Source organism: Moritella sp. F3 (assembly GCF_015082335.1).
Lineage (GTDB): Bacteria > Pseudomonadota > Gammaproteobacteria > Enterobacterales > Moritellaceae > Moritella.
This window is the reverse complement of the sequence record NZ_BLRL01000016.1, coordinates 20,950-46,896: the sequence shown is the minus strand read 5'-3', so window position 1 is coordinate 46,896 and position 25,947 is coordinate 20,950. Positions and strand designations below refer to the sequence as shown.

Below are 25,947 nucleotides of genomic sequence, written 5' to 3'. Positions count from 1 at the left end.
ATGCGCATCATTTAATGCGCTTGTTGTCAGTTGAGGCGCGTATTAAGCGCCTCAATCATTTTATTCGTCTAACGGTTCAGCATAAGGTTTTGTCGCAATTAATACCGCGCGCTTTGGTGCTGGGTAGCCTTCGACTGTTTTACTGTGGTCGTTTGGATCAAGGAAATCAACTAAAGACTCATTACGCATCCATTCTGTTGCGCGCTGTTCTTCGATACTGGTATCAGAGACATCCACGATGCGAACATTTTCAAAACCGAGTTTTTCAACCCACAGTTTAAGTGCCGCGCAGCTTGGTAAGAACCAGACATTACGCATTTGTGCATAACGATCGCCCGGTACTAATACGGCTTGGTCATCACCATCAATGACTAATGTTTCTAATACTAATTCACCGCCATCTCGTAGCTGATTTTTAAGCTGTTCTATATGATCGATTGGCGATTTGCGATGATACAGGACACCCATCGAGAAAACTGTGTCGAAGGCACGTAATTTAGGTAATTCTTGAATACCAAGTGGTAATAAATGTACGCGTTGATCGTTATTGGCAAAGTGACGGATCGCTTCAAACTGCACTAAAAATAATTGGCTTGGGTCGATACCCACAACAAATTCAGCGTCATCACCCAGCATACGCCACATGTGATAGCCGCTACCGCAACCAACATCAAGCACGTAACGGTATTTTAATGGTGAGATAAATTCACGTAGGCGTTCCCATTTCCAATCACTGCGCCATTCAGTATCAATGTGAATGCCATGGATGTTGAACGGGCCTTTACGCCACGGGTGGAATTTTTGTAACAGGCTTTCGGTTTTACGCAGGTCGCTTTCGCTTAATTCACCTGGCGCGCCAACTTCAAATTTGTCGGTGATGTTAATGTGCTTAGTTTCAATCTTAGGTAGCTTCTTTAGTACCTTTTCCCAGCGCGGTAAAAAACCATGTTTGTGTTCGCGTTCCCACTCGTGCATTTGCGCGGGTAGGGTGTATAACCAATGGTGTAACTTGTTTTTTGCAATTATCTGGTAAAAATTTGAAAAGTCGATCATGGGTAACCTATATTACGTTCAATTAATGCTACTGCTTAAAATTAGTTCGGTGTATTGTCGCTATTGCTTGCGCTGATTTAATGGCAACCCTATTTTATCGCAACCATAGAGCCAAAATTAAAACACTGGAACCAAGAGTTTGCGCTGCTAAAGCCAATTTCTTTAAGTCGTTTTAAATGAGTTTCTATGCTATCGGGACGCATCACATCTTCAATCGCGCTGCGCTTTTGACTGATTTCTAACTCGCTATAACCATTAGCACGTTTAAAATCTTCGTGTAAATTAATCAGCAAATCATTGACGTTTTCATCACCAAAGCAGAATTTTTCTGACAAGATCAAAATACCGCCTGGGACTAAACCGGCATAAATTTTAGCAAGAAGTGCTTGGCGCTCTGCTGATGGAATAAACTGCAGGGTAAAGTTCAGCACCACAATAGATGCATTGGTGATATCCACTGCACAAATATCGTCACACAATACTTGTACTGGCGTATCACTTTTATAAGCCGATAAATGGCGCTCACAACGCTCTAGCATGGCTTGTGAGTTATCTATCGCTACGATATTACAGTTGCTTGCTTGTACGTTACGGCGCATAGCAATCGTCGCAGCGCCCAGTGAGCAACCTAAATCATAAAGTTGGGTATTATCTTGCGCATAACGCGCGGTCATCATGCCAATCGCAGAAATGATATTTGAGTAACCGGGTACAGAGCGTTTAATCATATCCGGAAATACTTCTGCAACACGTTCGTCAAAGGTGAAATCACCGATTTGATCTAACGGGGCTGAGAAAATCTGATCGCGTTGTTGCATTGTTATAACCTGCAATAAAAATTAGCAAAATAAGGCGGCATATTTTAGTTAAATTGACTGGCTTTGTCTCTAGCTAAACACCATATAGACGGATTAATTTGCTTGTTTCGCGCTCGTGTTGGTTTTTTCAGCGCTAATAATGTGTTTTTTGTTAATAAAATAACGGTTATTTAACCAGCAGGGAGCAATGGCGGTCGAGATAATCAACGCATTTACGCGCTGTGAAGGAGTAACTCCGAGCAGTTTAGGGATAACTTTACGTTGTTTGAGTATAAGTATTGGTTGCGGTGCTAATTTCTATTACAATAACGGTAATTTTTTGAGGGTTGCCAAAGTGGCTACCCGATTCATCGATTAGTAGGATTATACAGATGCGCACAGTGTATTGCGGACAAGTAAATGAAGCACATATCGGCCAGCAAGTTGAATTGTGTGGTTGGGTTAATCGTCGTCGTGATTTAGGCGGTGTTATTTTTATCGATTTACGTGACCGTGAAGGCATTGTACAAGTTGTTTATGATCCAGATGTAGAAGCTGTATTTGAACGTGCTAGCCAATTACGTAACGAATTCTGTGTGAAAATCACAGGTAAAGTTCGCGCACGTGACGAACGCCAAGTAAACAAAGACATGGCTACTGGTGGTATTGAAGTTCAAGGTCTAGAACTTGAAGTTATCAATAAAGCAGACGTTCTACCGCTTGATTTCAACCAAGTAAATAGTGAAGAACAACGTCTTAAGCACCGATTCCTCGATCTACGTCGCCCAGAAATGAGCAACCGTTTAAAGATCCGTGCTAAAGCAAGTAACTTCGTACGTCGTTTCATGGATGACCACGGTTTCCTAGATATCGAAACACCAGTGCTAACTAAAGCAACGCCAGAAGGCGCACGTGATTACCTTGTACCAAGCCGTACACATAAAGGTCAATTCTTCGCTTTACCACAATCGCCACAGTTATTTAAACAGCTGTTGATGATGTCTGGTTTTGATCGTTACTACCAAATTGTTAAATGTTTCCGTGATGAAGATTTACGTGCTGACCGTCAGCCTGAATTCACGCAAATAGATATCGAAACTTCATTCATGACTGCCCCACAAGTGCGTGAAGTGACTGAACGTTTAATCACAAGCATGTGGAAAGAAATCTTGGACGTTGAATTACCAGCGTTCCCAAGCATGACTTATGCTGATGCAATGCGTCGTTTCGGTTCAGATAAACCTGATCTACGTAACCCGTTAGAGCTTGTTGACGTTGCTGACATTCTTAAAGATGTTGAATTTAAAGTATTTGCAGAACCTGCTAACAACCCTAAAGGTCGTGTAGCGGTATTATGTGTTACTGGTGGTGCTAAACTTTCTCGTAAGCAAATTGATGAATACACTAAATTTGTTGGCATCTATGGCGCGAAAGGCATGGCATGGATGAAAGTGAAAGACGTAGCAGCTGGCGCTGAAGGCGTACAGTCTCCAGTAGCTAAGTTCTTAACTGCTGACGTTATCACTGCATTACTTGAGCGAACTAACGCGAAAGACGGCGATATCATTTTCTTCGGCGCAGATACAAACAAAGTTGTAACTGAAGCACTTGGCGCACTTCGTCTTAAAGTAGGTACTGATTTAGAACTTACTACAAACGAATGGAAACCACTTTGGGTTGTTGACTTCCCAATGTTTGAAGAAGATGGCGAAGGTAACCTACACGCGGTTCACCACCCATTCACAGCACCTATGGGCGTTGACGCAGAAGAGTTACTAGCTAACCCTGCTGACGCAATCTCAGACGCATACGACATGGTTATTAACGGCTATGAAGTTGGTGGCGGTTCTGTGCGTATTCACAAAGGTGAAATGCAAAAAGCGGTATTCGAAATCTTAGGTATCGAAGCACAAGAACAACAAGACAAGTTTGGTTTCCTACTTGAAGCACTTAAGTACGGTACGCCGCCACATGCTGGTTTAGCATTTGGTTTAGACCGTCTAGCGATGTTGCTAACAGGTACTGATAACATTCGTGACGTTATCGCATTCCCTAAAACTACAACAGCTGCGTGTTTATTAACATCAGCACCAAGTGAAGCAAACCCTGCATCACTTGAAGAGCTAAGCATTGCTGTAGTGAAGAAAGAAAAAGAGGAAGCGACTGACGCTGAGTAATTTTATTCACTGCGAATAGCGGTGATTAATGTAACTTAATCGAAGGTAATAAAAAACGGATATAGCCTTTGGTTATATCCGTTTTTTTATGGATGCTTACAGGCGAGATTGCATGCAGACCGAGCTTTTTAAAATGCTGCAGGGCAACGCATTAAAAATTGATACTCATCGAGTGAGTTTAGAGTATTGAGCTATTTATTATTCTACATCCAGTAGCGAGATCACCCAGCGTTGTAATGCATCGTTATTATAACGCGGATGCCAAGCGGCTATTACATCAAACTTGTCGGGTGAATGAGCTAGTGATATTTCAACTAAATCTAAGCCTTTAATCGCCCTCGATGGTAGAAATGCGATGGAGTCTGTGGTGTTTAAATACATTGGTACAATAGAAAAACAAGGCGCGGATACCACTACGTTGCGAGTTAAGCCAAAGCTCTTAAACCAATCATCTATAGAGCCTTTGAAATTAGGGCGCGAGGGTGAGGCAATAATGCTGGGGTAACTGGCAACGTCCGCTAACGTCGGGTCGGTATGAGCAATCGATGAATTCGGCGATGCCACACACACATGATGTTCTTCAAATAACTTCAGTACAGGGTAGCTTTCGGGAATGTAATCTGGAAACGCGATTGCCAAATTTACTTTGCCACTTTCCATTAGTTCATCGAGCTTATCTATTTCAAAATCTCTGACGATTAATTTTAAATTTGGCGCTTGCTGTCTTAATGTCGCGACCAAGCTTGGTAACAGCACTTGCTGGGCGTAATCGGTGGCTGCAATGACAAACATGCCAGAGATGGTTTTTGGATCAAATGAAGTAGGAGCTAATAAGGCTTTAAAATCAATTAGCAACTTATCTACATTAATCGCTAATGCTTCGGCAAAGGGCGTTGGAGTGAAACCTTTCGAGCCTCTTAAGAATAGGCGATCATTAAATACATCGCGTAATTTCTTTAAATGTTCACTCACGGCTTGCTGGGTCATACCCAATTGCGACGCAGCTTTTGAGGCATTTTTTTCACGGTATATTGCTTGAAAAATCCTTAGCTGTTTTATGTCTAGTCGGTCTAATTTACTCAAAAATATCCCCTCACTGCATCTATTGATAACACATCATTTCATGTCTATTAAATTATCACATACCAAGTAAATATTGTATTACTAACAATGAATCATTGTTTCAAGTTGTAGCTGTAGTTATCTATCATGACTCCATCGAAACAAACTTAATAAGTGGAGAGCAACATGAAAACAATTATTCTAATCGGTGCACTGGGTAAAATAGGTCAAGCAGCTTTAATGGGGTTAGGTAACCACAAAGTTATTACCGCTGGTCGTTCTGGTGATGTTGACCACATTGTTGATATTACCAATGAAGAGTCTATCCGCGCTTTATATGAAAAAGTAGGGCACTTTGACGCTATCGTAAACACCGTAGGTGCTTGTGAATATGCCAGCTTTACAGAGATGACAGAAGCGCAGTGGATGACCACTGTCATGAGTAAAATGATGGGACAAATTAACCTTGTGCGTATTGGCCAAGAATACATTGCTGATGCTGGTTCATTTACTTTAATCAGCGGTATCTTAAACGTTAAACCAATTCCTTATGCGATTGCTGATGCAACAACTAGCGGTGCGATTGATACATTTGTGAAATGTGTAGCGCTAGAAATGCCACGTAATACCCGTATCAACGTGGTTAACCCAACTGTACTTGCTGAAGCGTGGGATGTTTACGGCGAAATGATGGCTGGATTCCAACCTGTGCCAAGCGCATTAGTGGGTAAAGCGTTTGAACGTTCAGTAGATGGCTTTATCAACGGTGAGGTTATCTTTGTTGATGCGTAATATGAAGCTGTATTAGTTCATTGATGTAAGCGAATTCATCAGTAATCAATCAAGCAGGTGCATTCCACCTGCTTAATTGTAGATAAAGTTGGTGCTGTAGTAGCTAACGCCTCGTTGATTGCTAAGGCTTAAACAGTATTTTTACACTGCTATCTACGTCTGCTTCATCCATATAGCTAATACCATTAGCATGTTGGCTGATGGTCGCTTTGACTGTATTGGCGTTAGCCACTTCCACTGGTGGTGTTGCTTTACCGGTAAACAGTTGCTTTGACCAGTACGATTCCAATTGTGCTAAACTCTTCTTGGTTACTTTCTTATGAAATTTTGCTTTCATCGGATTACTTGATATCAGCTCAATTACGTATAGATCACCTTGGATAAATTTATTCTTTTTACCTAAGAAAATTTTCTTAGCATCTTTTTTAGTTAGACCATCAGGTAGTGATGGGTTACCGACAATGACGATGTCTGCAAACGCTGGGAATGTAAATAATGCGCTAAGCAGTAAGATGAGTATGTTCTTTTTCATGATTAGCCCCTTAGAATGTCGCATCGACTTTAACGGTGAATACAGTCGTGCTGTCTTCTCCGTTGCCTGTAGTTAAACCACCATCAGTATCGCCAAATTTCGTTGCGTAAGTTACATCGAACTTCATCGCTAAACCTGGTTGAATATCCCAACGCGTACCTATGCTGTAAGCATTACGTTGATAAGTTAATGATTGTGAAGTTATTTTATGCATGCCTGTTAGTGATTCACGTTCTTCATTATCCACGGTTTCTAAGCGAGCTAGTGACACGTAAGGCATTACTTGATTGAGATGGTAACCTAAAGTGACATAACCAGCGTTGGAATCCGAAAAGTAACCATCAACGCGAGTCTGGGTTGCCTCACCCATGACTAGCCAGTTTTCATCTTCATAACGAATACCAAAGCTGGCATAAGAACCTGACTCTGAATCAATATCGGGTAAAATTGAAATCGTTGTGTCAGGTATTCCATCCTGATTAGTATCAATTAGCATTTTACTAAAATTGACATCTTTCACTGTTGCCACGGTATAGCTCGCGCGTACAGTCCAATAATCATCATACCAAGACGTCACTAGGCCTACTATATCTTCAACACTCCCGGCACCGCCAGCAGAGCTTTCATCACTCATTTCTTCATTACCGGTGAAGGCTTGTAGATTAATGTATGAATCATCTAGTTCAATCTCATAATTCGCATCAATACCGGTAAATGATGTAATTGGTACGCGACCGTAAACCTCTTCTGGGCTGCGAGCCCAAGGTTGTGCGTAACCAAGATCTAAATAATCAGATAGCATGAATAACGGTAGGCGTAATTTACCCGCACGTAATTTCAGAGCATTATCAAACGTGTAACCAATGTAAGCTGACGTTACTTTTGGCGCCCAATCGAGTTCACCCTTAGCAACGAGCTGAATTGCAGCCTCAAACTGTTTTGATGGTTTAAAAGTGGCTTGTACACCAAATAAAGAATCTTCGTGATAACTGCCATCCGTTGTATACCCAGCATAACCCGCATCGTTATTAGCAATACCAAAAGCACCCGAGGCAAAGCCGCTCACGTGAACCGTATTTTTGTTTATATTGGCCACTAAGCTGCTAAGCGCAGTGACTTGTTGTTGCAGTTGGGCTACGTCTTCAGTGGTGTCGCTTGCGTGCACACTTGAGCTTGTTATCGCTGCGATGATAGCTGTGGTGATGATTGTTTTTTGCATATTAATGCCTCTATTCCCTTATGGCTTATCGTTAATCTTGATTGTTCATTACTAAAAATTAGAGCCTGAACTGCTTGGTTAAATGCTGAAATTGATGGTTAAGCGTCTGTACTTGTGCGGTGATTTGCTCTAATTCATCGGCATTGTTTTTTACGTCACTCGCATTGTCTGCGATACTTCCAATGCTGGTTTCGATGAGATTTGAAGCGCTACGCTGTTGCTCTGCAGCCGCTGCGATACGTTCATTAATTTCGTTGATGGCACTTACCTTTGTCGTGATACTCGCCAGTGCTTCAACGGCATTGTAGGATTCGGCGACACTTTTATTGGCTTGAGTAACACCACGATTCATGGCTGTTGAGGCTGCGCGTGATATCTTATTGAGGTCGTCTAAAATATGCTTAATATCAGCTGTCGATGCTTGTGTTCTTGACGCGAGATTACGCACTTCATCAGCAACAACAGCAAAACCACGCCCTTGCTCACCGGCTCTAGCAGCTTCAATCGCGGCATTTAGTGCTAATAAATTAGTTTGTTCCGCTATTTCACCGATGATATTGATTGCACCACCGACTTTCGCGGTGAAGGTCAGTAATTGACTTACAACGTCTGCACTGTTTTCTACATCGCTAGCGAGTAGGGTGATCGATTCAATCGTTGTTTCAATGACTGCGTTACCGTCAATGGCATCTTGATTCGCGGCTACTGTGGTTTGCGATGCTGATATCGCGTTGTCGGTAATAGAGCTGATTGCGACTAACATCTCACTGATCGTTGATGATGTTTCTGTCACGTCTTGCGATTGTTTTTGCGAGCAGGTTAAATTGCGTTGGCTGTTATTGTTTAGTTGGTCTGTAATGTTTGCTAACGCCGTTATATTATTCGCGGTATCTTGCATTGATCCTTGTAGACGTTCGACGAATAAATTAAACCAAGTAACTAGCTCAGCCAGTTCATCCTTACCTTTATAATCAATACGTACTGATAGATCGCCGTCGCCTTCTGCAAAACCTTGTAAAGACCTGCTAACACGGCGCAAGTTTCGACTCATGGTTGAGCTCGAACGCCAAGCGTACAAAGCTGCCAGCATTAAAATGAATAAACTGAAAATATTGAACCAAAAGAATTGTTGTTTGGCGATATGGGTTTCAGCTAACGTCGCGCTAATTGTTTTTTCAAACTCAGCCTCTAATTGATTTTTGATATCTTGAAAGTGAGTCACTAACAGATTGAAATTTTTAACGTTAGCCTGTGCAAGCAAAGATAACTCAGCATTGCTTATCTCACCATCAATGAAATAGTAAGCGACATCCGAGGCTTTTTTAGCGTGCGCTAATAGTGCTGTGTCTAATACTTGCACGTCTTTTGTGTATGCTTTTGAGATGAGGTTGAGTTGTTTCAAATTACCATCGATTTGCTTGACAATATCTTGTGCTGATTCGATGTATTCTTCTTCCGCTAACATGACTGCTGTTTCTATTTGTTGGTCAAATTGCTGCAGTAAATTGTTATTGGTGATGGCAATTTCTAATGCTGGGTAATAATCTGTTTGTACGCGGTTTAAGTTTTGACTCACGATCCGATCTAGTTGCCCCTGCATATAAAATGAGGAACCAAATGTAGTGAAAATAAATGAAGTGAAAATAATAAATTTAATTTTTAGCGGCATACTGGTTCTCCTTAACCTAGGAGCATCATAGTACACAACAGTCTATATTAGGTTTGTGTTATCGTTAACATAACCCGAGTTTTAGTTATGCTATGTTATTTTATGGTACAACTAACACATTGATACTTAACTGCTAATTTCAAGTGTCATAATGTTGTTAGTGGTAAGGCTATCTACCATATGTATGATTATGTGGTGAGATGTAGAAAAAACGTAACAAAGTGTAAGCGAGGTGTAAGATTAAGTGGGGTTCGATCATTAATTAACCAAAGTAGGGTTTAAACTCTAACCTGAGATCCGTATTGCAGGGTTAAGATGCAGCTACAATGCAATTTCTACCGTTACGTTTTGCTTGATAAAGTGCTTTGTCCGTATGAGAGATAAACTCATCGACGTTAAAGGAGTTGTACTCGTGCCATTGCGCGAGTCCAATACTGACTGTTAGTCGTATCGTATCTTGACCATAAGAGATCAGCAGTTCTTGGATGTTATTACGCAGTCGCTCTGCTATCACGTGTGCTTGAGCGTTATCCGTTTCCGGCATTAATATAGCGAATTCTTCACCGCCAATACGGGCCACGATATCTGATGACTTAACACTATTAAAGCAGGCGTCATAAAACTCTCGCAGCGCTTGATCGCCCCCCGCATGACCATAAGTGTCATTAATACGTTTGAAGTGATCAATGTCGAGCAGTAATAATGACAACTTTTGCTTATCTTGTTTGGCAAAGTTGATCTCCTGCTTGAGGACCAAGTTAAACTTACGTCTATTTAATGCGCCTGTTAAGGTATCTCTTGATGCTAATTCTCGGTATCTATCTCGTTCTTTACGACGGTCGAGTAATGATTGTTGCTGACGTTTAATAATGTTTTTTGACATGTCAGCCTGTAATAGTTTTCTGCGTAATGTTTCATACGCACTATACATGGCGCCTATTTCGTCCTTAGACGTAGACTCATTCATTTGTTGGTTATAGCGGCCTAATGTAACTTGCTTTAAGGCATGGGTAATTCGGCGAATGGGGGTGATGACACTGTGATATAAAATAGTCGAAAATAAGGTGTTCAAGACAACAATCGTGCTAATAATGATAATAACTAGATAGAACCTAGATTCTAATTTTTCGAGTTTTAATTGTGTTTTAATATCGAGATCATGGATGATTTTATCGCTAATTATTTCGATATCATCAATGCGATTGGTTAGCTGCAGGAACCAACGTTGACTGTTTTGCTCTCTTTCTGGTTTGAGCATGAAGTCTTCAATCGTATTGTTAATAAATGCTTTTTGTTCTGCTGTATTACATAGCTTACCACAAGCCTGTTGTTGATCTGGAGTGGCTGAATAATTAAAAATAAAAATAGCATTAAGCTGCATGCCAAGCTGCATATATAGCTGCTTGTAACGTTCAGTGTGCATTAATTCATGTTTAGAGAGATCATCATCGATGAGTAATGTTCCGAGTTCTCGTTGCTGACCGAGGATCTCTTTTAATCCAACAATGGCATTAATCGCTGTAATGTTATTAGCAAATTCAGAATCCATTTCTATTTGTGATAAACGATTTACACGTGATAATAGTTTGCCAATAATCAGGTTATAGCCTGTAAGCATTTGTTCACTACTAATTGTTGTATTTTTTAAGCTATTTCGAAATATGATCAACTCGGCAATATCAATTTTGGTTGAGTTAATAAATTCGATTAACATTGGCTCTGTTAGTAGCGCTTTACGTGAGTTGAGTAATGTGGTGAACGCATATATTTCTTCATTACTTTTGTATTGTTGGGCTGCAAGCGCTTTAGAAAATCGTTGATAGTCAGAACTGATATAGCTGGATAATAATCCGCGTTCTACTTGCAAATTGTGTGTGAGTGAATTCACTTGCTGGACGATCTCGGTGAGGTTGTCTAATAGCAGCATATTTTTATACTGTAGGTAGTTGTCTTTAATGGCGATAAAGCTGAGGAATAATATACCAAAGATAGGTAATAATGACGTAATAAGTACGCGTGTTGAAATGTTAACACGATGGCTTAGCCATTCAGAAGCGCGCTGAAATATGGCTTTAAACGAGACGCGACGCTTTTCTTCACTGTAAAAGGCATGTACATAATCCATATCTGCTATCAGGATATGTTCAATAACCCAATCATATAAAAATTGGCTAACTTCGCCAGCGGCCTCTGCATTATTAGAGTGAAGCAGTTTGTTTTTTAATTCAGGTAGTTGTATTAAAAATTGGTGATGACCTTTTTGGTGTTCAATAAAATCTTCGAACCCCATTGTCTTCATTAACGCTTCTTCATGTTTAAAGTGTGAAACGATACAAGCGGTAAGTTCTGCAAAATGTTTTTCAATTGTTTCTACATTCGCATTAATATCAATCGCATCGATTATAGCGGCTATAATAATAAGGATCTTTTTATGGTCGGCATCAATCTCATCGATACCAACACACATGTCTTCATTCCATTCGAGACTAATCATCAGAGCGACTACTTACCATTGACTAAAGAGCTTGCAGTATAAAATTTCATTTATTTATGTCAACATATTTAGCTGTAGAACAATCCTAAATGAGTGTTTTTATTAGGGTTATTCATATTTGTTCATGTTTCTTTATCTTTATAGGGGATGAATGCGATATCGGTAAGTAACTACTATCCCTGTATTTATTAAACTACGTCGGTTTATGTGCTTGCTGTGGCGCTATTATCTTTTCGTAGGCCGGTTAATCGGTTTTGGGTAATACCAAACACCGAGTTATGTGCGTATTCTCCTTTGTTGTTCCTTGAGCCTGCGATGATGTTAGTGAGTAAATTAATCGCTTCGGTGACATGATCAATTGCCCAAATATGGAATCGACCTTGTTCAACTGCGACAATGACATCGCTCCTTAACATTAAATTGTGGACATTAGCGCGTGGAATAATAACCCCTTGTGTTGATAGTGTTGTAATCGATGAGCACACATCAAAGAAGCCTTCTATTTTTTCATTGACGCCGCCGATAGGCTGCGCATGGCCAAACTGATCCATGGAACCTGTGATGGCTATATCCTGCCGCAATGGCAGTTGTGAAAATGCCGACATAATGGCGCAGCATTCGGCGAGTGAGGCGCTGTCACCATCGACTTGACCGTAAGACTGCTCGAACGTTAAACGCGTTGTCAGTGGAATGATGTCAGTCTGGCCAAATACTGATGCTAAATAAGCGGATAAGATCATCACCCCTTTAGAATGGATATTACCACCAAGTTTTACCTGCCGTTCAATATCGAATATTTCCCCTTCACCAAAAGAGGCTGTGGCTGTGATACGACCTGGAATACCAAATTGACTGTCTGATGTAGCAATGACGGAAAGCGCATTAATTTGGCCAATTACTAGGCCTTTAATATCAATGAGCGTGGAGCCGTTCATAAAGCTGTGCAATAGATAATCTTGCAATCGACCTGATCGTTGCTGTTTGTTTGCCAGCGCTTGTTCAACATGGTGATGGCGAATTAGGGTGGCATTGGCGAGTCGGGCGCAATAGTTAGTCTCGCGCAGTAAATTAGCTATATCAACAGAGTGCAAGGAAAGCATGTCTTGATCTTCTGCTTGGCGAGAACTGTACTCGATGATCCTGATCATGGCTTTACGGTCGCAATGCAGCATATTATTGTCGTGCACTATGCTCGAGATGAATTTAGCATAGTTGGCTTCGGCGATATCTGTTCTAGGCATGACATCTTCAAAATCAGCGGTGACGCGAAATAGCTCTCTAAATTCAGGGTCATATTGTTGTAGCAGTTGATAAGTCTGATAATCACCGAACAGTATGATCTTAACCGTCAGTGGTATTGGTTCGGGATCTAATGAGATAGTGCCTGATAAGCTGACCTCGCGTTCCAGTGAGCTGAGGCTAAGTTTGTTGGCGCGTAAGGCGCGTTTCAAACCATCCCAAACATAAGGACGCTCGAGGACTTTGATGGCGTCAATCATTAAGACACCGCCATTAGCGCGATGCAAGCTACCAGCTCGGATCAAAGAGGCATCGGTGAACACGGTGCCTTTAAACGTGGCGTTTTCGATATAGCCAAAAATAGTATGGTAGTTAGGGCTTTCTTCCACGACGATGGGGAAGGTGTTTGTTTCTTGACAAACCAGTACGTTAATTTGATAGCGGCGTGGAATTTTTTTGTCTAACGCTGCATAAGCCAAGGTGATATCATCCTCGCTGTCTTCCACAAAGATATCCAGATTGTCTAATATGTCTTTATTCATCGCAATTAAATGGGCTTTGACGTCGGGTAAGTGGCTATATTTCTCTTTTAATGGGGTGGTGCAATGCACTAATACGTCCAGCGCTATTTGTTCATCGAGCTTTTGGATCTTATCGGTGAATTCTTCTTCCCAAATTGTTAATTGGCGAATAATGCCACGTAACTTTATTTCCAACTCACTGATCTTCGTTTCAAAACGTTTTTTTTGGCTGTCCGTTAACGCGTTAAAATCACTTTCAGAGTAGGCTTCATTTTTGTCGTTCATGGCAACGAGCTGGTAATCTCCTTGCACTGTGAGCGTTAAGCTAATGCTATGTTGTTCGGCTGATTTGGTCAGATCTTGTAATATCGCTTCTTGTTTACTTTCTAATTGATTTTTGAGTTTTTCGGCGCGAGCAAAATAGATCTCGTTATCAAACGTCATCGATAAGGCTTTGACTAAGCGTAGGCTAAGGCTTTCAACTTCTTTTTTAAATTGATGAGCGGTGCCTGCAGGTAGTTTTAGTACTTTGGGAATGCGGGCGTCGTCAAAATTAACCGTATAGCACCAATCAAAAATTTGCTGGTTGTTGGTACTTGGATCATGTCGGTTAAGGTAGCGTAATATCATGGTGCGCTTGCCGAGGCCATTGTGTCCAAGTGCATAAATATTGTAGCCTTTTTCTTTTATAGACATGGCAAATTCAACCGCTTGTTGTGCGCGATCTTGACCGATAATTTGGTCGAGTGGTTGCAGGTGTTTAGTTGACTTACAGTCAGCAGCAAGCTTGGTGAGTGTTGCAGCTCTGTATAATTGGCTACAACTTAGAGGTTTTATCGACATACAGTTCCCTCTTATAAAACAGCTATTACCCCTAGTGTAGACATAGATCGCTTGTGTGAGCATACTGTTTTATAATTCATGGCTGACTTATAAGTTACAACGAGAGAGTACGTAGGAATGATAGTGAACGCTGATACCCTTATTATATTGGATTTCGAGACCACGGGGTTATCTCCTGATATGGGGGATCGCGCGATTGAAATCGGTGCGGTAAAAATTGAAGATGGCGAGATCACGGGGCGCTTTCAAGAGTTGATGCATCCTGGCCGTCGTGTCAGTAGTTTTATTGCTGATTACACGGGTATCACCAATACCATGCTCGAAGATGCTGCGCCTTGTGAAGAAGTGATGCACCGCTTTGCCGATTTTATTCAAGGTTATAATTTAGTTGCCCATAATGCTTCATTTGATAAGCGTTTTTTAGACGCTGAATTAACCCGCATTGGTCGCAGTTATAATGGTGAGTTTAGTTGTTCGCTGCTGGTGGCTCGACGCATTTTTCAAGACGCGCCGAGTCATAAATTAGGTGAACTGATTAACTATACTAATATCCCCTCAGACGGTGGTTTTCACCGCGCGTTATTTGATTCTGAAATGACCACGAAACTTTGGTTAGTGATGCTAGATGAAATAAAATTACGTTATAACTTGGCCTATATTCCTTTCCCATTAATACAGAAGTTAGTTAAAACGCCAAAGAAATCAGTCGATACTTTTTTACGTCGTTATCAGCAATAACTTAACTGCAGCGGTGATACAAATATCCTATTTAACGGCTTAGGGTTAACTGACATCGTAGCTACGCAATATTTATGCAGTATTTATATTATGTGCAGGTGCTGTGGTGGTTTATATACGAATGATACAGATGTACTAAATATAACTAAGTTGCGTTGGTTAATCGTACAGGTCAAAGTGTCAGGTAAATAATTTACACTGCTTTAAATAACTATTTTTGTAGACGTAAATATCGCTATTTGCAATGTAGTAGCGTTATATAAGCCGTTGATAGGTTGGGGGATGTGAGTGTAGTGCATAACGCTAATATACCTATTCTGTTATATACAGGTGTTTTTCGATGGTGTAATTGGCCGCATTATACGCTTGTAAATTGCTCCTATTTAGCTATTATTTTTGGCTTTTAATCGTACGATGCAAATAATGATGGAGTTATAATGAGCAAGCAAGCTGTGGCAAACACACCTGATAAACCCTCTGGGGCAATGGATAAATTTTTGAATTTAATTGAGCGAGCAGGTAACAAAATACCTGATCCTGCGATTTTATTCTTTTGGGGCTTAGTCATTGTTTGGCTATTATCAGCGTTATTTTCACAGTTTGATTTTGGTATGATCCATCCGATCACTGGTCAAGCTATCGAGATTAATAATTTACTCACCGGGCAGTCACTGGCTTCTTTCCTTGCAAATATGGTAACTACATTTACCAGTTTTGCGCCGTTAGGTATTGTACTGGTATCTATGCTTGGCCTTGGTGTGGCTGAAGCATCTGGCTTTATTAATACTGGTTTGAAGAAAATGCTTAACTTCACTCCAGCTAAGTTATTAACACCTATGTTGATCTTGGTGGCTATCATTTCACATACTGCTGCTGATGCCGGTTATGTGTTAGTGATCCCGATGGGTGGTGTGATCTTCCATGCGGCAGGCCGTCATCCCTTAGCGGGTATCGCGGCTGCATTCGCAGGTGTATCTGGTGGTTTCTCGGCTAACTTTATCCCATCGGGAATTGATCCGCTTCTTGCTGGCTTTACGCAATCAGCTGCACAAGTATTAGACCCTGCTTATGTGGTTAATCCACTGGCAAACATTTTCTTTACTGGCTTATCTTCAATCCTTGTTGTGTGTGTTGGTTGGTACGTAACAGAAAAAATCATTGAACCTCGTCTTGCTGCAACACCTGTTGATACAGACGCTGAAGAAGCGCCTAATTTAGCTGTGTTATCAACCGCTGAATCAAGAGCATTTAGCTATGCGGGTTGGACTATGGTTGCAGGTATCGTGGCATTAATTACTGCGTTATACCCTGAAACATCGCCATTACGCTCACCTGAAGGCGAATTAACGTCATTTTCAGCGCCGATCATGCAATCAATTGTGCCACTTATTTTTGTACTATTTATTATTCCGGGTATTGTTTACGGTCGTGTTTCTGGCTCGTTCAAATCAGGTGATGATGTCATTAAAGCGATGGCAGCGACTATGGGGACTATGGGCGGTTACATTGTAATGGCTTTCTTCTGCGCACAATTCCTTGCGGCATTTAGCCAGTCTAACTTGGGTACATTACTAGCGTTGTCTGGTGCAGATCTATTGAAATCAATGGATATGCCGGGGCAGGTGACGATTGTTGGTATGATCTTATTGACGGCATTTGTTAACTTATTAGTTGGTAGTGCATCGGCAAAATGGGCATTAATCGGTCCAGTACTTGTGCCTATGTTGATGGCTGTTGGTATTTCACCTGAACTTACCCAAGCGGCTTATCGTGTTGGTGACTCAGTGTCTAACATTATCTCACCACTAATGGTGTTCTTCCCATTAGTTGTTGTTTACACACAACGTTATATGAAGAGCTCTGGTATTGGTACATTAGCAGCATTAATGATGCCTTACTCGATTGCGATGTTAATCGGTTGGACAATCTTCTTACTTGGTTATTGGGCGCTAGGTATCCCACTGGGTATTCAAGCACCTTATACATATAGCATGGGCTAATTAGCCTCGCTTTAGTTAATGAAACTAAACATTAAAGCCAATTTAATTAAAGAGTTAAATTGGCTTTTTTTGTTTTTTTATACCAGATTTATATTACTGATAACAAAGTGAGCAAATAATTGTGCAACTTGTATTTATAAGTTGGCTCGGTATATCATGATCAGTCCTCTTTATTATAAAGCCAGTCGGATTTTACGGTTTATATTTAAGCATTAGTAGTGAAAGGATTCTCATGTCTCGTTCTGTCTTTGTTATTTTGTTTGTATTGTTATCTGGTTGTGCCGCCGCTGTCGTGGCTAATTATGATGTCATGTATGGCACTGAAGAAGTTCAGGTGCGCACTGTTTCCCCGATAAGCCCTCAGGCATCAACTTACCTTAACGAAGTTCAACCTTTGCTTAACCAACGCTGTGTGGTGTGCCATGGCTGTTATGATGCGCCTTGCCAATTAAAATTAACCTCTCCAGCAGGTATTGAGCGTGGTTTGAGTAAGTCATTGATACACAGTGGTTCACGTTTATTGGCTATTCCACCCACACGATTATATGAAGATGCGACATCGACTCAGGCATGGCGTGAGCAAGGCTTTTCTGCGGTATTAAATGAACGTAAGCAAGTCGATGAAGCTAATTTAATGGCCAGCGTACTGTATCGCTCATTAGCATTAAAGCAGCAGGATAGCTTTAATCATGACTCTGTTACTAGCAACATATTACCTGAAAGCTATGACTTTTCGCTTAATCGAGAGCAGCAATGTAGCACCATCGGTGAGTTTGATGATTACGCATTACAACATCCTGAAGGCGGTATGCCCTATGGTCTGCCAGCACTGAGCAATGGTGAATTCACATTATTGACGTCTTGGCTGTCAGCTGGGGCTAAAATGTCAGCTTTACCAGTACTTTCTGATGAGCAGCTTACGAAAGTAGCATATTGGGAACAATGGCTGAATAAAAGCACATTAAAAAGTCAGTTGGTTAGCCGCTATATTTATGAACATTTATTTCTATCTCATCTTTATTTTAGTGAGTCAGAACCAGCCTATTTTAAATTAGTACGCTCGAAAACCCCACCGGGAATGCCAATAGAGATCATTGCCACACGCCGCCCTTATGAAGACCCAAAAACAGCACGTGTTTATTATCGCTTGCAGCGTGAACGTGAAACTATTTTAGCTAAAACACATTTACCTTATGCGCTAAATCCAGCGCGTATGGCAACATTTAAAGAAATTTTTGAACAACCACAATATGAAGTCAACAGCTTACCAAGCTATAAACCGGAAGTTGCCTCGAATCCGTTCATCACTTTTGAAGCAATACCTGCGCAATCGCGTTACAAATTTATGCTACAGGAGGCTCAAAATACCATTATGGGCTTTATTAAAGGGCCTGTTTGTCGTGGTCAAATAGCGGTTAATGTAATTGATGATCATTTTTGGGTGTTTTTTGTTACACGTGAAGCCCAAGCCGGACTGAACAGTGATAATTTTCTTTCTGAACAGAAAGCGCATTTACGCTTACCTGCTGAATCGGAAAGTAACGCAGGTGTCGTCGTCACTTGGTATCAATATTCACAAGCGCAAAAAGCATATTCACAAGCGAAGAAACGCAAAGTTAATCAGCTATTTAATCAAGAGTCATTATTAGATTTACATTTGGTTTGGAGTGGTGAAAACCTCACATCTGCGAATCAAAATCCGCAAGGGAATGACAACGCTGCACTGACTATTTTCCGTCATTTTGATAGTGCGACTGTGGTGAAGGGGCTAGTGGGGCAGGCACCTAAAACAGCTTGGTTAATTGACTATCCCTTACTCGAGCGTATCCATTATTTATTAGTCGCTGGATTTGATGTGTATGGTAATGTTGGCCATCAATTGAATACCCGCCTATATATGGACTTTTTACGCATGGAAGCGGAGTTTAATTTTTTAAACCTATTGCCTAAAGACAGTCGCCAGCAAGAGCATGATTATTGGTATCGTGATGAAGGCATTAGCTTACAAAAATATTTAGAAGAGAGTGATCATTTTGTCGCCAAAGACAGCGATATTGATTACCAGACACAAGATCATAAAGCGCCATTTCATAAACTAGAGCTGTTCGGCTTATTGAAACAGCATCTTGCGCAGGTATTACCAACTCAATATGCACTAGAGCAGGAAGGTACACCCGCTAAAGAAGTTGCATTGATGCAGGTGCTTATGGCACTGGTGGGGAAACCGGTTAATCAGTTGCCAGAAACTGCGATATTATTGGTGAATGATGGTGATAAGAAGCGCGTTTATAGCTTAGTGAAGAACGTTGCTCACAGTAATATGTCTAGTTTATTGGATGAAGAATCGAATTTATTACCGGCAGAAGATACCCTAACGGTGGTGAGTGGCATTATTGGTGATTATCCTGGCGTGTACTTAACGGTAGATGCAGCACAATTACCGATATTTGTTGCGCGTTTAGCTGCGATGCAAACTGCCACAGATTATAGTGCTTGGTTAGATGATTATGGTGTTAGGCGCTCAGATCCTCGATTCTGGCCACACAGTGATACCATTCAAGCGCTTAATCAGCAGTTACAGCCTATTAACGCAGGCTTATTGGATTATAACCGCTTACAAAATAGGTAATTTACAGCGTTATAAGCAATTGATTTTTTGATGCTTAAAACGTACAGTAACGGGATATTAAAAAGCCAGATGATGGCGTGATTATATTAAAATCGGCGGGCAAGATAGGTGGCCATTTATGTCAATGATTAAACCATGGAAGTTAATAAGTCTGTTATTTATTTTACAGCTGTTAGCTGGCTGTGAATCAAAACTAGAACAAACACAAAAGACAATTACGCAGCAAGTGCTCACTACTGAGCAGTCACTTGAACGACTTGGCACGGCAATTGAAACCGGCTCAATTCGTAATGCAAGATTGTTATCTGAGTATGCGCATGTTCTAAAACAACAAAAGCCAGAGCTTACTCGTATCGCGGACTTGATTGCAGAGGATGCAACGCGTAAGGGGCCTTTATATGAAAATCTGGCGATGCGTCTCAATGATGTGCGAGCTGAAACGGTCACACTCGATAATGCGGGTTCATTGCTGGATGAATTGACGCGTATTAACGAGGCCTCTAAACAAAGCTTATTTAATGATGCACTCACGGATCCAATTAATGTGCTCGCGGATATGTCTGACGGCCAACTTGCTCGTGTTGGCGCAATTAGTCAATACGCTGAACAAAGCAGTGGTGATGGTGCTGATTATGGCGCTGGTAGCCAGATGGTTGGCAACCCCAATTACGGTAATTGGCAAAGCGGCAGTAACGGCACAAGTTTCTGGCAGTGGTACGGTATGTATCGCATGTTGGGCGATTTAACTGGTCGTGTGGGTTATTCGAGTTGGAGTCAAAATCGTCGTTATAGTTATTACAATGATTATGGCCGTTCACGTTATACAAGTCCTAAGCAAAGCGTCAAGCAAGCGGCCGTTGAAACTAAAACACGTAAATCATTTCAACGTAAAGGCCAATCGTTTAGTTCACCTTATGCGAAGACACGCTCGGGTTCTGCTGGGCTGAGTCGTTCTAGTTATACGCCGACTAAAACAGCGAGCAGCTATTCTAAACCGAAAAAGTCGTTTACGAGCAGTAATAAAGCGACCAGCAAGACCGGATCATTTAGAAATAGTGGTAGCCGTACATCGCGTGGTGTCAGCCGCGGTAAATAGATGCTTTGCGTGAATAGACTGTCGTAAGTAAACAGACGGCCTTGAACAAATAAAAGAACAAGTTATGGAGATTGAGTATGTACGAGTTTGATGGATTGACGATGTGGACGACACAAGCACTGATTATTGATTTTACAGTCATCATTGCGTTATTTGTGAGTTTAAAAATGATCAAGGGCTGGGTATCAAATTTACATGCCAATGATGAAATTGCTAAACGTGATAATTTTGCCTTTGGTATTAGTTTCGCAGCGGGCTTAGCTGGCTTAGCAATCGTATTAACAGGCGTTAGTAGCGGTGACTTTGCAGATTCATTATTTGAAGAAGCAACACAAATGGCGGGTTATGGTTTATTAGCGATTGCGCTAATAAAAGCCGGACATTTTTTCCAAGATAAAGTGACACTGCAAAAAGTTAGCTTACACGATGAGATTGTAAAAGGTAATGTAACGGCGGCTTTTGTTGATTTTGGTCATATTGTCACTGTCGCTATTGTTGTGCGCTCAGCGTTGATATGGGTGTTAACAGAAGGCTGGCATGGAATACCTGTTGTGATCGCGGCGTTTGTTGTTGCCAATATCATTATGCTGTTAGTCAGCAAATACCGTGTGAGTTTGTTCAAGCGTACAGGTGATTGCCTACAACAACTGATCTTAGATGACAACTTAGCTGTTGGTATTCGTTATTCAGGTTTCTTAATCGGTTCAGGTTTGGCTATTACAGCGGCAACTGGTCTTGCACCTTATGCTGCAGACAATATCACGCTTAGCCTGACATATTGGGCATTCTCAGCTGTAATTAGTGTGGCTATTTTCGCTGTTTTACAATTGATTACCATTAAAGTGATCTTGTCTGGTGTTGATATTGCAGATGAAGTCATTCGCCAAAAGAACATTGGCGTTGCAGTGATTTCGGCAACGATATCATTTTCAATCGGCCTGACAATGGCAACCTTACTTGGCAGCTAATGCCCTATAAGGTAATCAGTTTATCTAAGTCATAGACATGGCTCAAACTCGGTAGCGTTTTGCAGTTGTTATTACACTGTGAATGTTACTGAGTTTGGGCTTTTTAAGTTTGTGTTTCGATTTCATTTTTAAACCTCAATTAAACTTCATTCAAACTACGGTAAGGCATTGTGTGGAACCCTCAGTTGTAAATAGCGATAATAAAGCCCAACAAGCCCGTCAGCGTAAACGTTCATTGTGGTTTCACGATGCGTTATTAATTTCGGTTATGATCATTCTTGCTGGTTGCGGCTTGATCTATGAATATTTGCTTTCGCATTATGCGGGCAGGGTATTAGGTTCAGTTGAAAGTGCGATCTATGCGATGATCGGTACCATGATTGTCGCGATGGGTATTGGTGCATTTATGGCGCGTTGGTTTAAAGACGCCTTTACTGCATTTGCTTGGTTAGAGGCTTTGATTGCTTTAATTGGTATGAGCTGTATTTTGATTATTTCAGCGATGATAGCCTTAAGTTACAGCTTGCCACAGTTATTATCGGCGACGTTCAATTTACCCAGTAATGTCGTGCTTGATGGTTACCTACCACAACAGCTAGAAAAAATAGCCAAATTCATGCCTTATGTATTTGGTTTAATTCTCGGTATTTTTATTGGTATGGAGATCCCGTTGATTGCCCGAGTGCGTCAGCAGGTTTACGGTCGATTTTTAGAGAATAACGCCGGTACAATTTATGGTGCTGATTATATTGGTGCGGGTATTTGCGCGGCTATTTGGGTTTTGATCATGTTGTCGTTACCGATAATGGAGGCGGCTGCATGGACTGCGTTATTTAATATCATCGCGGGTCTGGCGTTTTTATGGTGTTATCAAGACAAGATCCGTTGGGCAAAATTGTTGTTTGTTTGTCACTTATTACTGGTTGGATTATTCGCAATTATTCTCACTTTAGGTACTGGCTGGCTGGCGGAATTAAGCAGTGTGTTGTACAAAGACAAAGTGATCTATTCACAATCGACAAAATATCAACATGTGGTGGTGACTGAACGCTATTTGAAAAACCACGCAGAGCCGGTAACTGACTTGTTTATTAACGGTCATTTACAGTTCTCAAGTGTTGATGAGCAGCTATATCATGACTTGTTAGTGTATCCGGCAATGATGGCGTCTAATCGCCATGATAAAGTGTTAATTATTGGTGGTGGCGACGGCTTAGCGCTGCGTAATGTATTGCGCTGGCCTGTTGAAGCGGTCACTTTAGTGGATTTAGATGCTGAACTATTGGCCTTATTTGGGGCTAATACCGTTGACTATGCAGCGCCAGAAAATATAAAACAACGCATGTTGGGTTTAAATGAATCATCATTACTGGATCCGCGGTTAACTTTATTTGCTACCGATGCATTTTTACAAGTAGAAAAACTGCTGGATGAAGGGGCTAAATTTGATACTATTATTATTGATTTACCCGATCCAAATCACCCCGATTTGAATAAGCTCTATAGCGATTACTTTTATAATCAAGTGCGTCAATTACTCGCTGCAGATGGTGCATTAGCAATACAATCGACATCACCTTATCATGCACAAAAGGCGTTTTTGAGTATCGGTAAAACAGTCAAAGAGGCTGGTTTTTTACATGTAGAGCAGTACCAACGGAATATTCCGTCATTTGGTCAGTGGGGTTGGACTATCGCGACAACACGCGGTAAATCGGCAAGTAAACGCATCAGTGATATGGATAGTCTGCCTGTCCCATCTAATTGGCTCAATAAACAATTTTTGTTGGCATCGTTTGTTTTTCCCGGTAATTTTTATGACAAAATGGACGAGATTGAGATTAATCGATTAGGTTCTGGCGTCTTGTATGATTATAACCGTGCGGCGTGGCAAACTGAGTCAGAATTGTATAAGAATTAGTGACAGCGGGTATTAATGAATATCCGCTGGCTATGTTGTTTTAGTGTAATGTGAATAAGTGAAATAACGATGGAAGCAAAAATATATAATCAACGCTGGTGGTTAAGCTGCTGTGAGAGTGAAGCACTCAAAGGTGTTATTTCTGCAGGTCTTGAGCAGGCAGGTTTTAGCGTATTAAATTTTGTTGAGCATTATTTTCAACCACAGGGTTATACCGCGCTGTGGTTGTTAGCTGAAAGTCATGCTGCAGTGCATACCTTTCCTGAGGAGGGTAAGGCCTATGTGGAATTATCAAGTTGTTCAGCGGCGTTGTTAGCGAGCTTTGATACACACTTGCAAGCAGCTGCTGAACAGCTGCATTGGCAAGTGACGGCTAAATAGGGTCAACAAGTTTTAAGCAAAAAGTAGCTTTAAACTCATGGCGATAGACATAGTGACCATCAAAGGTTTAATGATTTTAACGCCTTTTGATAGTACCAAACGTGAGCCAAGTGTTGCCCCGAGCGCTTGGCCAACTAACATAATGCCACCAAGCGCCCACAAGACCTTCCCACCTAATGCAAAGAACAACAGTGACGCAATATTCGTGGCAAAGTTTAATACTTTAGCGTGCGCCGTGGCTTTTGCTAAACCAAAACCAGCCAGTGATACAAATGCCAAGGCAAAGAAACTGCCTGTTCCAGGGCCAAAGAACCCATCATATAAGCCTATGCCGAATGCTGCGGTGATAGCGAACAGTGTGGGGGTGAGTAGTTGATGTTTATCTTCGTCAGAGATCTGTTTAGATAATAAGAAATAGCCACCGATAGCGAGTATGAGAAAGGGTAAGATAACTTCCAGAATGCTCGGGTCTATTGATTGGATGGCAATACTACCTAAAGCGGAACCCACAAAGGTGCAGGCAATCGCGAACTTCATCTTCTTTATATCGACCATGCCTTTACGAATAAAATAAAAACTGGCAAAGAAGCTACCACCACAGGCTTGTAGCTTGTTGGTCGCGAGCGCTGTTGCGGGAGGCAAGCCAACCCATAATAATGCTGGAATAGTCAGTAAACCACCACCGCCAGCAATCGCATCAATGAATCCGGCCACGACGGCAACTAAAAATAACAACCCAACAATTTCTGTAGATAGTTGTAATGACATATCCAAAATCATAATGCTCTGCTCCTGCGTAATGTGAGGGGCTATTTAATCTTCTTTACAGATGTAACGCAAAGGAGTTATCTTCTTTATAGTGTGAGATAAACTCACGCTGTTTTTATTCTTTATTTAAAATGAGTATTTCTATGTACCCTAATCTACCACCATTAAATGCAATGCGTGCTTTCGAATCCGCTGCGAGAAATGTGAGTTTTACGCTAGCAGCGAAGGAACTGTTCGTGACGCATGGCGCGGTGAGTAAGCAAGTGAAGATATTAGAGCAATATCTAGGGGTTAATTTATTTATTCGTCAACACCGAAAGTTAGTGCTTACTGAAGAGGCAAAGCCTTATTTAATTAAGGTTCAGAGCGCGCTGCAAACGATTAATGGCGCGACACAAGAGCTTATCTCTCAGCCGCAGTTCGCCCAACGCATCGCTATTAATGTATTACCGAGCTTAACCATTAGCTGGCTAATCCCGAGTCTGGAAGGCTTTAAACTCAGTAACCCCAATTTGTTTGTTGATCTATCGATTGGCGATTTTGCGATTGATTTTAGCCAGCATCAATACGATATAGCCATACGCAGTGCCACTAAAAAGCCGCAGGGTTGTAATGTCCTTAAGCTAATGGATGAAGATTTGTGCTTGGTGTGTTCACCGCAGTTGGCTACCACAATGACTTCACTGCAAGACATCAACAATATGACCTTGTTAGAGCATACTTCGCGACCTGGATTATGGCGTTTTTGGGGGGATGATATCGGCATTGAAATAACAACGGATAATAAATTTGGTATGGAGCATTTTTATATGCTCAGTCAAGCGGCGGTAAGTAGTATGGGAGTCGCGCTTATTCCACGATTTTTTGTCACTCAGCAATTAGCTGATGGTAGCTTAGTCATCCCATTTTCAGCGGGCTTTGTCAGTCCCTACAGTTATTATTTGCTCACGCCGACAGCCAGCCCATTACCATTGAAAGTACAGACCTTCATTGACTGGTTATTACCTTTGTTTGCACCTTATCGATAAGTTATTCGCACGTCATTATT

At 41.3% G+C, this 25,947-nt stretch carries 19 protein-coding genes; 10 read left to right on the top strand and 9 right to left on the bottom strand.

The window, feature by feature from the left end; genetic code table 11:
• Positions 1 to 60: 60 nt before the first annotated feature.
• Positions 61 to 1,053: a tRNA 5-methoxyuridine(34)/uridine 5-oxyacetic acid(34) synthase CmoB gene (cmoB, locus tag JFU56_RS19610; protein WP_019443051.1), complete on the bottom strand. Its 993-nt coding sequence runs from the start codon at positions 1,051 to 1,053 to the stop codon at positions 61 to 63.
• Positions 1,054 to 1,142: 89 nt separating this feature from the next.
• On the bottom strand, positions 1,143 to 1,871 hold the full coding sequence (cmoA, locus tag JFU56_RS19605) for a carboxy-S-adenosyl-L-methionine synthase CmoA (RefSeq protein WP_198438945.1): 729 nt from the start codon (positions 1,869 to 1,871) through the stop codon (positions 1,143 to 1,145).
• Positions 1,872 to 2,242: 371 nt separating this feature from the next.
• Between cmoA and aspS the strand changes: the two genes are divergently transcribed.
• On the top strand, positions 2,243 to 4,027 hold the full coding sequence (gene aspS / locus JFU56_RS19600) for an aspartate--tRNA ligase (RefSeq protein WP_198438944.1): 1,785 nt from the start codon (positions 2,243 to 2,245) through the stop codon (positions 4,025 to 4,027).
• A gap of 198 nt (positions 4,028 to 4,225) precedes the next feature.
• Here the strand turns inward: aspS and JFU56_RS19595 are convergent, their stop codons facing one another.
• Positions 4,226 to 5,110 carry a LysR family transcriptional regulator gene (locus JFU56_RS19595; RefSeq protein WP_198438943.1) on the bottom strand — a complete coding sequence of 295 codons (885 nt, stop codon included), beginning with the start codon at positions 5,108 to 5,110 and terminating at the stop codon, positions 4,226 to 4,228.
• A 165-nt stretch (positions 5,111 to 5,275) separates the two neighbouring features.
• On the opposite strand from JFU56_RS19595, the gene JFU56_RS19590 reads away from it, so the two are divergent.
• Entirely contained in the window at positions 5,276 to 5,881 is a 606-nt protein-coding gene (locus tag JFU56_RS19590; RefSeq protein ID WP_198438942.1) for a short chain dehydrogenase, read from the top strand.
• 121 nt (positions 5,882 to 6,002) lie between these two features.
• On the opposite strand, the gene JFU56_RS19585 is transcribed toward JFU56_RS19590, so the two are convergent.
• From JFU56_RS19585 to JFU56_RS19565, 5 genes are all read right to left on the bottom strand, one after another.
• Positions 6,003 to 6,413, bottom strand: coding sequence for a hypothetical protein (locus JFU56_RS19585; RefSeq protein ID WP_198438941.1), 411 nt, complete (start codon positions 6,411 to 6,413; stop codon positions 6,003 to 6,005).
• Between the two features lie 10 nt (positions 6,414 to 6,423).
• The gene (locus JFU56_RS19580; RefSeq protein ID WP_198438940.1) at positions 6,424 to 7,632 is read right to left on the bottom strand and encodes a hypothetical protein; all 1,209 of its coding nucleotides are present in this window, start codon (positions 7,630 to 7,632) and stop codon (positions 6,424 to 6,426) included.
• Between the two features lie 58 nt (positions 7,633 to 7,690).
• On the bottom strand, positions 7,691 to 9,301 hold the full coding sequence (locus JFU56_RS19575; RefSeq protein ID WP_198438939.1) for a methyl-accepting chemotaxis protein: 1,611 nt from the start codon (positions 9,299 to 9,301) through the stop codon (positions 7,691 to 7,693).
• Positions 9,302 to 9,611: 310 nt separating this feature from the next.
• Positions 9,612 to 11,795: a bacteriohemerythrin gene (locus JFU56_RS19570; protein WP_198438938.1), complete on the bottom strand. Its 2,184-nt coding sequence runs from the start codon at positions 11,793 to 11,795 to the stop codon at positions 9,612 to 9,614.
• A gap of 203 nt (positions 11,796 to 11,998) precedes the next feature.
• Positions 11,999 to 14,398, bottom strand: a complete 2,400-nt coding sequence (locus JFU56_RS19565; RefSeq protein ID WP_198438937.1) for a Lon protease family protein — start codon at positions 14,396 to 14,398, stop codon at positions 11,999 to 12,001.
• A 117-nt stretch (positions 14,399 to 14,515) separates the two neighbouring features.
• Here JFU56_RS19565 and JFU56_RS19560 point away from each other — a divergent pair, with 117 nt between their 5' ends.
• The 7 genes from JFU56_RS19560 to JFU56_RS19530 all read left to right on the top strand — a co-directional run bounded on the left by JFU56_RS19560 (position 14,516) and on the right by JFU56_RS19530 (position 24,131).
• Positions 14,516 to 15,136 (top strand): PolC-type DNA polymerase III, encoded by a 621-nt coding sequence (locus JFU56_RS19560; RefSeq protein WP_198438936.1) that lies wholly within the window; start codon positions 14,516 to 14,518, stop codon positions 15,134 to 15,136.
• Between the two features lie 437 nt (positions 15,137 to 15,573).
• Positions 15,574 to 17,136: an AbgT family transporter gene (locus JFU56_RS19555; RefSeq protein WP_198438935.1), complete on the top strand. Its 1,563-nt coding sequence runs from the start codon at positions 15,574 to 15,576 to the stop codon at positions 17,134 to 17,136.
• Between the two features lie 232 nt (positions 17,137 to 17,368).
• Positions 17,369 to 19,765, top strand: a complete 2,397-nt coding sequence (locus tag JFU56_RS19550) for a fatty acid cis/trans isomerase (RefSeq protein WP_198438934.1) — start codon at positions 17,369 to 17,371, stop codon at positions 19,763 to 19,765.
• Between the two features lie 118 nt (positions 19,766 to 19,883).
• Positions 19,884 to 20,861, top strand: coding sequence for a CHAD domain-containing protein (locus tag JFU56_RS19545; protein ID WP_198438933.1), 978 nt, complete (start codon positions 19,884 to 19,886; stop codon positions 20,859 to 20,861).
• A gap of 77 nt (positions 20,862 to 20,938) precedes the next feature.
• Positions 20,939 to 21,829: a DUF350 domain-containing protein gene (locus JFU56_RS19540; protein ID WP_198438932.1), complete on the top strand. Its 891-nt coding sequence runs from the start codon at positions 20,939 to 20,941 to the stop codon at positions 21,827 to 21,829.
• A gap of 172 nt (positions 21,830 to 22,001) precedes the next feature.
• Entirely contained in the window at positions 22,002 to 23,750 is a 1,749-nt protein-coding gene (locus JFU56_RS19535; protein WP_198438931.1) for a polyamine aminopropyltransferase, read from the top strand.
• Between the two features lie 69 nt (positions 23,751 to 23,819).
• On the top strand, positions 23,820 to 24,131 hold the full coding sequence (locus tag JFU56_RS19530) for an S-adenosylmethionine decarboxylase family protein (RefSeq protein ID WP_198438930.1): 312 nt from the start codon (positions 23,820 to 23,822) through the stop codon (positions 24,129 to 24,131).
• Between the two features lie 12 nt (positions 24,132 to 24,143).
• Here the strand turns inward: JFU56_RS19530 and JFU56_RS19525 are convergent, their stop codons facing one another.
• Positions 24,144 to 24,911 carry a TSUP family transporter gene (locus JFU56_RS19525; protein WP_242066034.1) on the bottom strand — a complete coding sequence of 256 codons (768 nt, stop codon included), beginning with the start codon at positions 24,909 to 24,911 and terminating at the stop codon, positions 24,144 to 24,146.
• A gap of 131 nt (positions 24,912 to 25,042) precedes the next feature.
• On the opposite strand from JFU56_RS19525, the gene JFU56_RS19520 reads away from it, so the two are divergent.
• The gene (locus JFU56_RS19520) at positions 25,043 to 25,927 is read left to right on the top strand and encodes a LysR substrate-binding domain-containing protein (protein WP_198438929.1); all 885 of its coding nucleotides are present in this window, start codon (positions 25,043 to 25,045) and stop codon (positions 25,925 to 25,927) included.
• Positions 25,928 to 25,947 lie beyond the last annotated feature (20 nt).